This is a genomic window from Flavobacterium salmonis (assembly GCF_903819435.1).
Classification (GTDB): Bacteria; Bacteroidota; Bacteroidia; order Flavobacteriales; family Flavobacteriaceae; genus Flavobacterium; species Flavobacterium chungangense.
On record NZ_CAIJDP010000084.1, the window covers coordinates 124928 to 138401 of the forward strand.

General features: G+C 31.1%; 15 protein-coding genes. 5 read left to right on the forward strand and 10 right to left on the reverse strand.

Annotation, left to right across the window (positions count from 1 at the left end; all coding sequences use genetic code 11):
- Positions 1-128: 128 nt before the first annotated feature.
- Complete coding sequence (locus tag FLACHUCJ7_RS20415) at positions 129-1358, reverse strand: HD domain-containing protein (protein WP_078229767.1); 1230 nt, start codon at positions 1356-1358, stop codon at positions 129-131.
- A gap of 270 nt (positions 1359-1628) precedes the next feature.
- Between FLACHUCJ7_RS20415 and FLACHUCJ7_RS20420 the strand changes: the two genes are divergently transcribed.
- Positions 1629-2669: a GMP reductase gene (locus FLACHUCJ7_RS20420; protein ID WP_180910244.1), complete on the forward strand. Its 1041-nt coding sequence runs from the start codon at positions 1629-1631 to the stop codon at positions 2667-2669.
- A gap of 2 nt (positions 2670-2671) precedes the next feature.
- On the forward strand, positions 2672-3169 hold the full coding sequence (locus FLACHUCJ7_RS20425) for a GNAT family N-acetyltransferase (protein ID WP_180910245.1): 498 nt from the start codon (positions 2672-2674) through the stop codon (positions 3167-3169).
- Here FLACHUCJ7_RS20425 and FLACHUCJ7_RS20430 read toward each other — a convergent pair whose 3' ends face one another.
- The 8 genes from FLACHUCJ7_RS20430 to FLACHUCJ7_RS20460 all read right to left on the reverse strand — a co-directional run bounded on the left by FLACHUCJ7_RS20430 (position 3170) and on the right by FLACHUCJ7_RS20460 (position 8954).
- A complete protein-coding gene (locus FLACHUCJ7_RS20430) occupies positions 3170-3742 on the reverse strand; it encodes a pentapeptide repeat-containing protein (protein ID WP_180910246.1) in 573 nt (190 codons plus the stop codon).
- An 85-nt stretch (positions 3743-3827) separates the two neighbouring features.
- A complete protein-coding gene (locus FLACHUCJ7_RS20435; RefSeq protein WP_180910247.1) occupies positions 3828-5120 on the reverse strand; it encodes an MFS transporter in 1293 nt (430 codons plus the stop codon).
- A gap of 83 nt (positions 5121-5203) precedes the next feature.
- Complete coding sequence (gene rlmH, locus FLACHUCJ7_RS20440) at positions 5204-5677, reverse strand: 23S rRNA (pseudouridine(1915)-N(3))-methyltransferase RlmH (RefSeq protein WP_180910248.1); 474 nt, start codon at positions 5675-5677, stop codon at positions 5204-5206.
- A gap of 103 nt (positions 5678-5780) precedes the next feature.
- Positions 5781-6095, reverse strand: a complete 315-nt coding sequence (locus FLACHUCJ7_RS20445) for a chromate transporter (protein ID WP_180910249.1) — start codon at positions 6093-6095, stop codon at positions 5781-5783.
- A gap of 10 nt (positions 6096-6105) precedes the next feature.
- Entirely contained in the window at positions 6106-6603 is a 498-nt protein-coding gene (locus FLACHUCJ7_RS20450) for a hypothetical protein (protein WP_180910250.1), read from the reverse strand.
- A 60-nt stretch (positions 6604-6663) separates the two neighbouring features.
- Positions 6664-7392, reverse strand: a complete 729-nt coding sequence (locus FLACHUCJ7_RS25570; protein WP_317170937.1) for a chromate resistance protein ChrB domain-containing protein — start codon at positions 7390-7392, stop codon at positions 6664-6666.
- Between the two features lie 5 nt (positions 7393-7397).
- Complete coding sequence (locus tag FLACHUCJ7_RS25575) at positions 7398-7532, reverse strand: chromate resistance protein ChrB domain-containing protein (RefSeq protein WP_262891037.1); 135 nt, start codon at positions 7530-7532, stop codon at positions 7398-7400.
- Positions 7533-7535: 3 nt separating this feature from the next.
- Positions 7536-8954, reverse strand: coding sequence for an amidohydrolase family protein (locus FLACHUCJ7_RS20460; RefSeq protein ID WP_180910251.1), 1419 nt, complete (start codon positions 8952-8954; stop codon positions 7536-7538).
- Positions 8955-9308: 354 nt separating this feature from the next.
- On the opposite strand from FLACHUCJ7_RS20460, the gene FLACHUCJ7_RS20465 reads away from it, so the two are divergent.
- Positions 9309-9812, forward strand: coding sequence for a TlpA family protein disulfide reductase (locus tag FLACHUCJ7_RS20465; RefSeq protein WP_078229758.1), 504 nt, complete (start codon positions 9309-9311; stop codon positions 9810-9812).
- Between the two features lie 44 nt (positions 9813-9856).
- Positions 9857-10609, forward strand: coding sequence for a triose-phosphate isomerase (gene tpiA, locus FLACHUCJ7_RS20470; RefSeq protein WP_078229757.1), 753 nt, complete (start codon positions 9857-9859; stop codon positions 10607-10609).
- 88 nt (positions 10610-10697) lie between these two features.
- Here the strand turns inward: tpiA and FLACHUCJ7_RS20475 are convergent, their stop codons facing one another.
- Positions 10698-12350, reverse strand: coding sequence for a M1 family metallopeptidase (locus FLACHUCJ7_RS20475; protein WP_078229756.1), 1653 nt, complete (start codon positions 12348-12350; stop codon positions 10698-10700).
- A 410-nt stretch (positions 12351-12760) separates the two neighbouring features.
- On the opposite strand from FLACHUCJ7_RS20475, the gene FLACHUCJ7_RS20480 reads away from it, so the two are divergent.
- Positions 12761-13474, forward strand: a 714-nt coding sequence (locus FLACHUCJ7_RS20480) for a hypothetical protein (RefSeq protein WP_219634150.1), incomplete at its 3' end; no start/stop codon positions are given.

A 13474-nucleotide genomic window follows, 5' to 3' on the forward strand; every position in this document is an offset into this window, starting at 1 on the left:
ATTTGATTCTATTTTTTATACGAATAAGATGGAACTCTATATTAACGTTCTGCTTATATTCAAAAAAAATATACTAATTTGTTTTTATGTCCGACAAAAATATAAAAAATAGGTTTTAAATGTTAATTTTAGATAAGTTGTTTTGGAAAACATATGTAATATTTTGTAACCAATTTAGATAATGATTTCAAATTCAACTGGTCAGAAGCTTCAACAACATCTTCAATTGTTTTATCTTTTTTAAGTATTCTTATAGGTTCTGCTTCTTTACTGTAGGCCTGATTTTTAATTTTGCCCCTAAAAATAAAGTAACCTGCATCAAGAGCTGATATATGGTGTTGTTCTGCAAATTCTTCTTTTAAGGATTGCGATTCTTCCATCGGAATTTTTTCTGCACTTAATTTAATTTTCAATAAATCCCTGTTAATAATCATTTTACTTAGAGTGGAAAGAATAAAATCATCCTGTTTTTGCCAGGCTTTCAGAGCACTGATAATATCAAAATCATCCAATTGTGAAAATAAATCTAATTTTTCTGCATCAAAATATTCGAGGGTAATTTTGTTTTGCATAAAATAACGAAGAGGCTCACTACAGGGTAAAGACAAACCTTTTAAAGTTAATTCTTTAGCTCTTTTTAAAACTTTCATCAAAATCAATTCAGCTACAAGGCTGGTTTTATGCAAATACGCCTGCCAATACATCAATCTTCTTGACAACAAAAATTTTTCTACTGAATAAATTCCTTTTTCTTCAATAACCAAAATATCTTCAACGACATTCATCATCTGAATCAGACGTTCAGAATTGACATTCCCTTCTGCAACGCCTGTGTAAAAACTGTCACGTTTTAAATAATCCATTCGATCCATATCTAATTGACTGGAAATCAGCTGAAGCATAAACTTTCGATGATATTCACCCTTAAAAACCTGAATTGCCAGGCTTAATTTTCCGTCAAACTCATTATTCAACTGATTCATAAACAAAAGAGAAATGGCTTCGTGATGAACATCTTCTACAATGCTTTTCTCCATTGCATGCGAAAAAGGTCCGTGGCCAATATCATGCAGTAAAATAGCAATATACAATGCATTTTCTTCTTCAGATGAAATAGCAACATCTTTAAAACGAAGTGTGTCGATTGCTTTTTGCATCAAATGCATACAGCCCAATGCGTGATGAAAACGTGTATGATTAGCTCCCGGATAAACCAAATACGACAATCCCATTTGTGAAATACGTCGCAAACGCTGAAAATAAGGATGCTGGATTAAATCATAAATAAGCTCATTCGGAATAGAAATAAAGCCATAAATGGGGTCATTGAATATTTTTAACTTATTGATATGATTCACTATTCTGGTAATTTTTTAAGTCAACAAATATAAGTAATTAACTATAAACAGTTTTCTGTTTTATCTTAAAAAACAAAAAGAAAATCATTCATCAAAAAAAGAAAAAAGCACTATTTACAAACACTTTTAACAAAACACAAACATATCTTGAAATTTCTTAAACTTTCATTTTTGTGAGATGTTGATAACTAAGGATTAGTTTTCATGTTGTTATAAAGCCTTTCATTTTCAAAATTAATATATTTGAAAGTAACAAAAATTTGGAAAATCATGAGAATAGAAACCGATATTAAATTAGGCTTTAAAGATGTAATGATCAGACCCAAAAGATCGACTTTAAAAAGCAGATCTGAAGTATCTTTAGAAAGAGGTTTCAAATTTTTGCATAGTACTACAGCATGGACAGGAATTCCAATTATGGCTGCGAATATGGATACTGTAGGTACTTTTGAAATGGCTGCTGTTTTAGCAAAAGAAAGGCTTTTTACCGCTATTCATAAACATTATTCGCTTCAGGAGTGGAATGATTTTTTACAAACCGTTTCCTCAGATTTTTATAATTATATTGCCATTAGCACAGGAACAGGGAAAGAAGATGCTGCTAAAATTGCTAAAATTATTAAAGCGAATCCCTCTCTGAAATTTATTTGTATTGATGTTGCCAATGGATATTCAGAACATTTTGTTCAGTTTTTAAAAAAAAACCGCGAACAATATCCAGACAAGATTATTATTGCAGGAAATGTAGTAACCGGCGAAATGACAGAAGAATTATTATTAGCAGGAGCTGATATTGTTAAGGTCGGAATTGGACCTGGTTCCGTTTGTACGACACGTGTAAAAACCGGTGTGGGCTATCCGCAGCTTTCAGCTATTATTGAATGCGCTGATGCAGCTCATGGCTTAGGCGGACATATCATCAGTGATGGAGGCTGTACAACTCCCGGTGATGTGGCAAAAGCTTTTGGTGCGGGTTCAGATTTTGTAATGCTTGGAGGAATGCTCGCCGGGCATACAGAAAGTGGCGGTGAACTGATCGAAATAAAAGGCGAAAAATTCAAACAGTTTTACGGAATGAGTTCTGCAACTGCAATGGACAAACATTCCGGTGGAGTTGCTGAATATAGGGCCAGTGAAGGAAAAACGGTTCAGATTCCTTTTAAAGGCAACGTAATCAACACGGTTTTGGATATTTTAGGCGGTTTACGTAGTACCTGTACTTATGTTGGAGCTTCAAGACTAAAAGAATTGACTAAAAGAACAACATTTATAAGAGTAAGTGAACAGGAGAATCAAATTTTCACTAAATAAATATGATTAAAATCACTGAAGCCTCAATTGAGGATATTACTAAAATTCAAAAGATTGCACATCTAACCTGGCCAATTACGTATGGTCAAATTTTAACGGAAGAACAATTAGATTACATGCTCGATTTAATTTATTCTGATGAAGCATTAACCAGTCAGATTGAGAAAAAAGAGCAATTATTTTATTTAATTTCAGAAGATGAAACAACTCTAGGTTTTATTGGAATTGAACATCATTACAAAAATGAATCAGTAACCCGAATTCATAAAATCTATCTTTTACCGGAAACACAAGGAAAAGGTATTGGCAAAAAAGTAATTGAATGGATTGAAAAAATGGCTTTAGAAAATCATTCAACCAGTTTATCCTTAAACGTAAACCGATTCAATTCAGCATTAAGTTTTTATAAAAAAATAGGCTTTGAGGTCATTGATGAAGTCAATATTGATATTGGGAATGGCTACTTAATGGAAGATTATGTAATGGAGAAAAAGTTATAATCAGCTCACAATTACGTCATGTTTAAATAACAATCCTTTTACTTCATTCAAAGCAAAAATAGCTTTTTTAAGTTTCGTTTTGGATGGATCAATGGTGTAATTGTAACTCGTTTTGAAATCGGCTTTGTTTGCAGTTGCTTTATCAAACTCCGACCGATATAAATCACAATTATCAAAAAGCACACTTGTAAGATCTGTAGCCATAAAATCCACAGCTACCAAACTACAATTTGTAAAAGTTGTTCCCTTTATTTTTAAAGTATAAAATTTTGAGAAATCCAGAATACAATCATTGAAATGAATTTCAAAAATGAGCTTGTCACACATGGCAAAATTCACATCTTTGATTTCACACCGATTAAAAGCTGCCGTTCTGAAAGCCACATAATTGATTTTAGCCTCAGAAAAAATACAGTCATTAAAAACGCAGTCAATAAATGTAACGGCTAAAAAAGTACAGGCTGAAAAATTGCAATTATTAAAAACACAACATTCAAATTCTTTAAAATTAGCACCATCGGTATCGTAAATGACATTATTATATTCTTTATCAAGGAAATACTCGCTCGTCATTAAAGATTTATTGTTTAATTTAAAATAAAAACGCAAGAATCAAATGCATGATAATTGCGCTTAGACTGAAATATTATTTTACTAATTATTTTTTATGCACTCTTCTTAAAAGGAAAATAGCAACCACAAAAAAGATTGCTAAAAACACAATTGCTAAACGAGGACTTCCTGTAATTTGATCGATAATTCCGTAAAGACACATCCCTATTACGATTCCAATTTTTTCAGCTACATCATAAAAGCTAAAAAATGATGCTGTATCTTCTGTTTCGGGCAATAATTTTGAATACGTTGAGCGTGACAAAGCCTGAATTCCTCCCATTACAAATCCTGCTACTGTAGCCATAACATAAAAATGTATTGGCAAGGTAATAAAAAAAGCAAGTGCACAAAAAACTGCCCAAATAGTATTGATAACAATTAAAGTTGGGATGTTACCAAATTTCTCTGAAGCTCTAGAAGTTAAAATAGCTCCGATTACAGCAACCAATTGTATAATTAAAATACAAATAATCAAACCGATGGTACTTTCTTCTTTAGATGCCCACTGAATTTCCTGTGCTCCAAAATAAGTCGCTACCAACATTACAGTCTGAACCGCCATACTTGAAACGAAAAATCCGCCTAAGTATCTTTTTAAAGGAATATTATTCTGTAATATCGCCCAAACCTTCTTTAATTCTTTGAAACCATTAAACACAACATCTTTCGATAACTTTTGATTGGTTTCTTTACTTCCTTTCGGTAAAAAATAATAGCTGTACTGGCTGAATAAAATCCACCAAACTCCAACCATTACGAAGGAATATCGCATTGCTTTCATTTTTGCTTCATCGTCAGACGCACCCATAATCATTATCAAATTAATAATCAACAAAATTACACTTCCAATATACCCTAAAGAATACCCTTTGGCACTAATTTTATCCTGCTGTTCAGGAAACGCAATATCCGGCAAATAAGAATTATAGAAAACTAAACTCCCCCAATACCCAATAAGTCCCAGAAAATAAAATAATAATCCGATGTAAATATTTTCAAGATCAAACCAGTATAATCCCATACAGGATAAAGCGCCAACATAGCAGAAAAATTTCATGAATGATTTTTTATTCCCGACATAATCTGCAATACCAGACAATAATGGCGAAAAAACAGCTACAAATACAAAAGCAAATGCGGTTACAAAGCTAATCAGAGCCGAATTTTTTAATTCTAATCCAAATACTTCTATATAATGGCTGCGATCAGAAAATAAGGCTTCATAAAAAATAGGAAATACAGCGGATGCTATTGTAAGCGTGTAAACTGAATTTGCCCAATCATAAAAGGCCCAGGCATTCAATAATTTTTTACTCCCTTTTGGTAAGTTCGTCATGGTTATGGTTTTGACGGCTAATTTATTTATTTTTTCTTATAAACATCATGAATCTTCATTAATAAATAATCAATGATTTATTTTTATTGATGATGATAAGGTTCATTTCTTAAAATTGTAAAACCTCTGTATAATTGCTCTATAAAAAATAAACGTACCATCTGATGTGAAAAAGTCATCAATGAAAGCGAAATTTTTCCTTGTGCTTTACTATAAACCATTTCTGAAAAACCATAAGGTCCGCCAATTACAAAAACTAAAGTTTTAATTCCTGAATTCATCTTTTTTTGTAATTCTTCAGAAAAACCAACGCTTGAAAAATTTTTGCCATTTTCATCCAATAAAATTAATTGATCAGTGAGCGTTAATTTAGATAAAATCAATTCACCTTCTTTTTCTTTTTGCTGGCTTTCAGATAAGTTCTTTACATTCTTAATATCGGGAATGATTTCTAAATCAAATTTGATATAAAATGAAAGTCTTTTTGTGTAATCATCGATTAAAGTTTGCAATGATTTATTATCGGTTTTGCCAATGGCGATAAGTTTGATGTTCATATTAAATTGATTTATGAACAGCAAAGATAAAAATGATTCGTAGTTTCTATAGTATTAATTTTATTAGTATGCCTAAAAAAGCTGCTATCAAAATGATAACCGGCTAAGATATTTTTTTTATAAATAGTAAACCTAAAATGGTCAGAATAGCAATTAATGCTGTCCATACATCAATAATACTTTTTGAAGCAATTATAATCACAGCTCCAACTAATGCACCAATGACCGCTGCTGTAATACCTGTAGCAAAATTTTTTATAGAATCATTTTTTGCAATCTTATGAAAGTAAGGAGCCGGAATAACTGTAAATAAATAACATGGCAGAAATGTCGCTAACGAAGAGACACATGCGCCTGAAAATCCGGTTGTTCCTAATTTTAAAAAATAATAAAAATTATAAGTTGGTTTTTCTGTCATGTCAATTCTTTTAAAATAAAACTCCTAATTGAAATCCAACAGTAAGTGTTGCCGGTTTATCATTTGCAAATCGGACAGGCAAAGGCAAAGCAGCATAATAACTGCAATTTTCACTTTTGATGAGTGTTTTATTGAAAACAGGAGTAAAACCATATCTGCCGGAAGTTTCAAAAGCGACTCTGCCTGCAAAAGAAAATCCGCTTCCGAGAGGTACCAGAACTCCCGGATGAAAGGTTAAATTATTTGATTTACTTACTCCGTCTTCATCTTTGATTGTTGGAACAATTTCGAAGGAAAATCCTATTTTAGAAGTTTTCCATAAATTGATTCCTACTGGAAAAGCTACAACATAATGACCATCAAAGTTCGTTGTTGTTTCATCTTCACTGAAAGTAACAATTGGGTGCATAATCCCTATATAACCATTTATTTTTGGATAAGTAGTTTGAGAATAAGCTGTTCTAAAAAATAATAAAAAAAGAAGAATATTTTTTGTAATCCGTGTCATTGTTGTTTGTTTAATTAATTTAAACAAAGCTACGGAGCTTAAAAAGCAACAAATAGGATACTATCTACTTTTTGTATCTGAATTACTTTTTTGCTGTTTTTTTCTAAATGAAGAAGGATTTTCACCAGTATAAAGCTTAAAAATTCTGGTAAAATGACTTTGATCTGAAAAACCTGTTAAGTAAGAGATTTCAGTTAACGTATAATTTGAATTCTGAATAAGGTTTATAGCCTTTTCAATTCTGATTTTCCTAATATAATCCCCAAAATTGAGATCTTCAAAATATTTAGAAAATTCTCTTGATAAATAAGAAGGATTTAACTCTAAATCGGTTGATATTTTTTTGAGGTCAAATGTAAATTGAGCATCAATCTGATCCTGAATCATTTCTTTTAATTCGTTTACCCAACCCGGAATTTTCTTTTTCTCCGTTTTGTTTGCCTTTAAAAATTTGATATACACTTCATGAAGCAAATTTTCAAAAGGACTATTCTGTAAATGTTTTTGATGATATAAATGAGAAGCCCAGCTATATAAAGCATCATAAATCACCATTCCTATTTCTAAAAGTTTAGAATCATCAGTAATATTATGTGTCAATCCTGCTGAAATAGCCCAAAGTCCAGCCGACTCATTAGCAATATCATGCCTGTCTGTATCGGCTCCACGAACTATTTTTGAAATTACAGTAATAGCAGGGTCATCAATTTTGTGTTTTTTAATTATATAATCAAAAGTACATTGATCCTCATAATGCGTATATTCGACTCCCGGAATATCAAACGGAATTGCATTTAGTTTTTTGCTTCTTCAATAACATTATCAAAAGGAACATAAAAAAATTCTGCCTCAGAATCGACAAATTTCTGAATAAGCCACGGACAGGCTAATCGGTCTATTTTAGGGCGTTCACGCGTGATCCATTTCATTTGTTACTTTTTAGAAAATTGATTTTCGAAGATTTTAAATCGAACATCTAAATCTTTCAGTAATTCTTTTTTAACAGATACATCCTGAATAAAACTGTAATTAATACTGTTGTAGACATATTGTTTTATCGTTTCGTATGAAACATCCGGATATCTTTTTGCCAATAAAACATATTGTTCTGTCATATTAGTTCTTAAGATTCCTGCATCATCCGTACTAATTACAATCGGCACATTAAACTCTTTATAAAGTGAAAAAGGATGTCTCCCCTCTTTTACTTTTAAAATAAATTCGTTACTGGCCAAATTAATTTCAATAGGAATATTATTTTTTGACATATAACGCAATAAATCATACGAATTTGCTTCATAAGCAATATCAACTCCGTGACCAATTCTATTGGCTCCGGCTATATAAATCGCCGAATTAATATGCCAGGTTAAATCTTCTGGCTGAACCAATCCTAATGTCAATTCACCTGCGTGAAGCGTGAATTTTACGTTAGGAAATTGAGAATGGCAATATTTAAACATCATCATATGCAACCAATAATCTTTCATGGAAGTTTCTCCATCTTCAGGAGAAACAATGTTTACGCCAGCAACCAGTTTACTTTCATTTCCAGAAATAAAAGCAATCATAAGATTTTTAAACAAATCAACAGGTTCCATAAAACGCAATACAAAATTTTGATAACGCATCGTAAATCTATCATCATCAATTTTTAAATCTTTGTGAAGCTTTGCTGTAAAATTATTATTAAAATCTTCCGCATATTTTTTAGCATTTCTTTGTTGGATATTTTTATACAAATCATCCAGAAGTTTTAAAACAGCCTTTTCATCTTTTTGAACCGAAGCCTTACGAAGTTTTAAATTGAAATCATTCAGATCATCAACTTTCATATCACATGGAATTGTAGACAATTGTGTTTCAATATAACTTACATTTTCAGAAAGTGCACGGTTCTTTAGTTCTGTCAAGCCTTCTGCAAAATGACCTTCGATTGCAGGAGAAAACTTTTGAAAAGAATCAAAAAACAAATCATCAGAAGGAACTGACATACCATTAAAGTCCTTAGCAGACCAGGTTTGCAAAATTTTTTGTTTATAAAAAGACAGTTTACCTTTATTTTTAAGATATGACAATCTTTCCCAATTACCTTTTAATGGTTCCACTTTCGAAACTTCCATCGTTTCTAAATTAAGATAAAAATCTTCTGCAATAACCCTTTCCAAAAGAGGTTCTGCATAAATAGATCCGGAAAAATGATGATGTAAATCGCCTCCTTTTGGCATTTGCTGAAAAAAAGCAGTTAGCGCGGCTTCATTGTTTCTTATTTTTTGCAAATAATTTTCAGCTGATTGAGAAAAATTTAATTGGGTTATCAGGAAGCAGAAAAGTGTAATTATCCTCATCATATTCTAAGTTTAAATTACAAGCAAATATAGTTATTTTTGAAAAAATCCGGAAGAATTAAATTTCATAATCAATATTATAAAATTTTGGATACCTAAAGAAACATTTTAAGCAGGATTTTTGATGTTTTTTTTATAAATTATTGGATGAAAAACCAAATAAACAACCATTTGTCATTAGAATGATTTATAGAATTATCAAAAAATTAAAATTTAAGGGATAACTATTACGATTTCACTTTTCCTTTAATAAACAATTTTTCTCTTTTTCAATGCATTTCTGAACGTTTCCTGAATTTTTATAATCTGTATTTCTGTTTCAAATTGTTTGTTTAACTTTGTTTAAAACATATAAAAATGAAACAATTAGTTATATTACTTATTGCTTTTGCTACTTTTTCATGTACAAATGCGCAAAAAACAGAGAAACAAAGTTTTTCTGAAGAAGCTTTATCTCAAAAATTACTATCTGTTGACGAAAGTCAGGTTGTATTCAAGGATATTTTAAAAAGATATAAAGGAAAGACTCTAGTAATTGAAGTTTGGGCCTCTTGGTGCGGTGATTGTGTAAAAGCAATGCCTAAAGTAAAAGAACTTCAAGCCAACAATACTGGCGTATCCTATTTATTTATTTCTGCAGATAAAACAGCTGATAAATGGAAAATAGGAATTGAAAAACACGAATTAAAAGGTGATCATTACATGATGAATGACGGAATGAAAGGTGTTTTTGGAAAAGCAATTGATTTAGACTGGATTCCAAGATATATCATTATTGACAAAACTGGAAAAATTGTACTCTATCGTGCCATTGAAACCGATTTTGATAAAATTAACGAAACATTAAAAAGTCTAAAATAATATAAAAAAAATCTATAAAAAACAAAAAATTAATACTATCCAAAATGAGAAAACAAATTATTGCAGGAAACTGGAAAATGCATAAAAATGCTAATCAAACTGAAGAATTATTAAACGAATTAATTACAAAAATACCAGCAAAAACAAATGCTCAGGTTATCGTAGCACCAACATTTGTAAATTTAGCTGCTGCCGTTAATAAATTGAAAAATACTCCTATTGGAGTTTCAGCGCAAAATGTTCACCAAGCTGAAGGCGGAGCTTTTACGGGAGAAATTTCTGCTGATATGCTAAAAAGTATTGGAGTTGATACCGTAATATTAGGTCACTCAGAGCGCAGAGCTATTTTTAACGAAACTGATGCTTTAATTGCTAATAAAGTTGATACAGCCTTAAAGCATGAAATGACTGTTATTTTTTGTTTTGGAGAAGAATTAAAAGACCGTCAATCTGACAATCATTTTAATATCGTTGAAAATCAATTACGTGATGGATTATTTCACATTTCAAAAGAATCATGGTCAAATGTAGTTTTGGCGTATGAACCAGTTTGGGCTATTGGTACAGGTGAAACAGCTTCTCCTGAGCAGGCACAGGAAATGCACGAATTTATCAGAGAAACCATTCGTAAAGCTTTTGGAAATGATATAGCTGATGAAGTTTCTATCTTATACGGTGGTTCAGTAAAACCTGAAAATGCAAAGGAGATCTTCTCTAAACCAGACGTAGATGGTGGATTAATTGGGGGGGCTGCTCTAAAAGCTGATGATTTTCTTGCTATTGTAACAGCTATCTAAACATTCAATAATATATATTAAAGAATCCCGATTAATTAAAATTTATCGGGATTCTTTTTTTGGTAATATCTTTTTTTCTATTGAAAATCTATTCTGTAATATTAGAACTCGTTACATAAAAATCTTTACTTACTTCAATCGTTTTATTATCACCAATAATTTTCTCAGACTTCCATTCTGTTGTTGGTTTTAACCAAGTCTCCACTCCATTCAGTTTCACCTTTATCGGCATATCGAATTTAGCCACACAATTAGACCAATGATAACCAAAAGATCCGTCTTTAAAAATATATTCTAAAACCGGAATTTTAGTCGTCGTTAGATATTGTGCAAATACTCTGTTAAAATTAATTCCAGACTGGCTGTTAATATAATCTTCAATCTGTTTAGATGTAACCGTCTGATGATAAAATGTAGTGTTTAGTCCTCTTAAAATAGATTTCCATTTCGCATCATCATTAATTACTTCACGAATCATGTGCAGCATATTTGCTCCTTTCGGATACATATCACCTGATCCTTCGTTATTTACATCATAATGCCCTATAATTGGAATATCATTTTTAATATTTTTTCTACAACCTATCACATATTCAGCTCCAGCCTCTTTACCGTAATAATATTCCACAAAAAGGCTTTCCGAATAATTAGTAAAGCTCTCATGAATCCACATATCAGCAATGTCTTTATAGGTGATATTATTTGCAAACCATTCATGCCCAGATTCATGTATAATAATAAAGTCGAATTTTAATCCCCAGCCAGTTCCGCTCAAATCACGTCCTAAATATCCTTTTTTGTATTGATTCCCATAGGTTACACTACTTTGATGTTCCATTCCTAAATAAGGAGCCTCCACCAGTTTGTAACTATCTTCATAAAACGGATAAGGCCCGAAGCAGCTTTCAAAAGCTTTCAACATTTTTGGAGCATCTTTAAATTGTTCTTTTGCTAATGCTAAATTATCTCTTAAAACATAATAGTCACAATCTAAATTCCCTTTCTCTCCTTCATATTTTTCCGAAAAATTAACATAATCACCAATGTTAATATTTACACCGTAATTATTTATAGGATTAGAAACATACCAATTAAATGTTTTTGTGCCATCTTTTTGTTTTTTGACGCTTTGCAATCTTCCATTTGAAACGTCTGTTAAATCTCCCGGAACATTTACACTAATTAACATATTTTCTACTTCATCATACATGTGATCTTTACATGGCCACCAAACACTGGCTCCTAATCCCTGACATGATGAAGCTATAAAATCTTTTCCATTTTTATCTTTTTTCCAGGTAATTCCTCCATCCCATGGAGGATTAACAGCTTCTTTAGGTTTTCCTCCAAATGAAATAATAATTTCTTTTGTATCTCCTACTCTCTGATCTTCAGTTAACTGAATAAAAAAAGCATTTCCATCTCTTTTAAACTTCAATTCTTTTTCCCCTTGTATTACTTTATAAATTTGCATAGGTTCTTGCAAATCAATTTGCATTTTGTCATACTTGTTTAATACTGTATATCGAACTGTATTTGAACCTATAATAGTCTTATTAAATGGGTTAACTTTTACATCTAAATGGTAATATTTTAAATCCCACCAACTTCTTTCTTTAGTAATACTGCCACGCAAAGTATCCTGATGTGTAAATACTTTTTCAGATTTATTAAGAAGTCCTTGCGAGTACGATGAGGAGATAATAAAAAAAGTGATAAAAACGATTAGATATTTTTTCATTAATTTAAAATTTAGAAATTAAAAGGTTCAATTATTGAACAAAAGTAAACATTCAACTTCTGTTTAAATAAGATATTTTAATATTTTTATGGTGTTTCCCTGCGGGCCGGGCTGTACGCTTTATCTTTTGCGATTGGGTTTCGGGTTTAGAAAGAGGTTCAGTAAATCACAAAAGAATATCTCTGCCATCCCTAACGCGATTCATGGCAAACAAAAGTACTGTTCTCAGAAGAAATTACAAATTTTAAATTCCAATTCCAATTGTCTGAAACCTAAAATACTCCATTTCATAAAATAAAAAAAAACTCCAATCAGCCATAGCCAATTGGAGTTTTCAGTAATCAGAGCGGGACTTGAACCATAAGTGTTCGAAACCTCAAAGTTATTATATTTGAGTCTAAAACAGACTTATGAAATTAGAAGAAGTTTTAGGTTATATTCCGAAAGGAGAATTAGAGAAACTATCACTTGCTTACAACGTAGATTATCAAGTAAAGAAACTTCATGGACAAACGATGTTTCAATTGTTACTTTTTTCTATGCTGAATATCAAACACAATAGTTTGATAGTAATGGAAGAGTTTTATCATTCGTTGGCATTCAAAAGTATTGCAAATACTAGCTATCAAGGCGTAAAATATAATTCAATTAGGGATCGATTAGTAAATATAAATCCTGATTATTTTGAAGCAATATTCAATAGTTGCCTAAAAAAATATCAAGTTAAATATTTGAAGAAAAAGCATAATATTATTTCTTTTGATTCCACGCTGGTTAGTATTTCTTCTAAATTATTAAAAGAAGGTATGCAAATTAATAAACAAGGAGACAAGAAATTTGTAAAATTCAGCATAGCTTTTTCCAACATACCAATCCATTCAAAAATCTTCACAGAACAGTCATTCGTTTCGGAAGATTTTGCATTAAAAGAGTTGGTAAAAGAATGTCCGCTAAGTGCAGACAATATTTTGGTTTTTGATAGGGGGCTTCAAGCAAGGGCAACATTTGAAGAGTTCAACGAGAATAATTTAACCTTTGTAACAAGATTGAATAATTACACTGGTTTTGAAACGGTTAAAAAATTTGAAATTGATGAAAATCAAACAGAAAGATTAATATTAGAA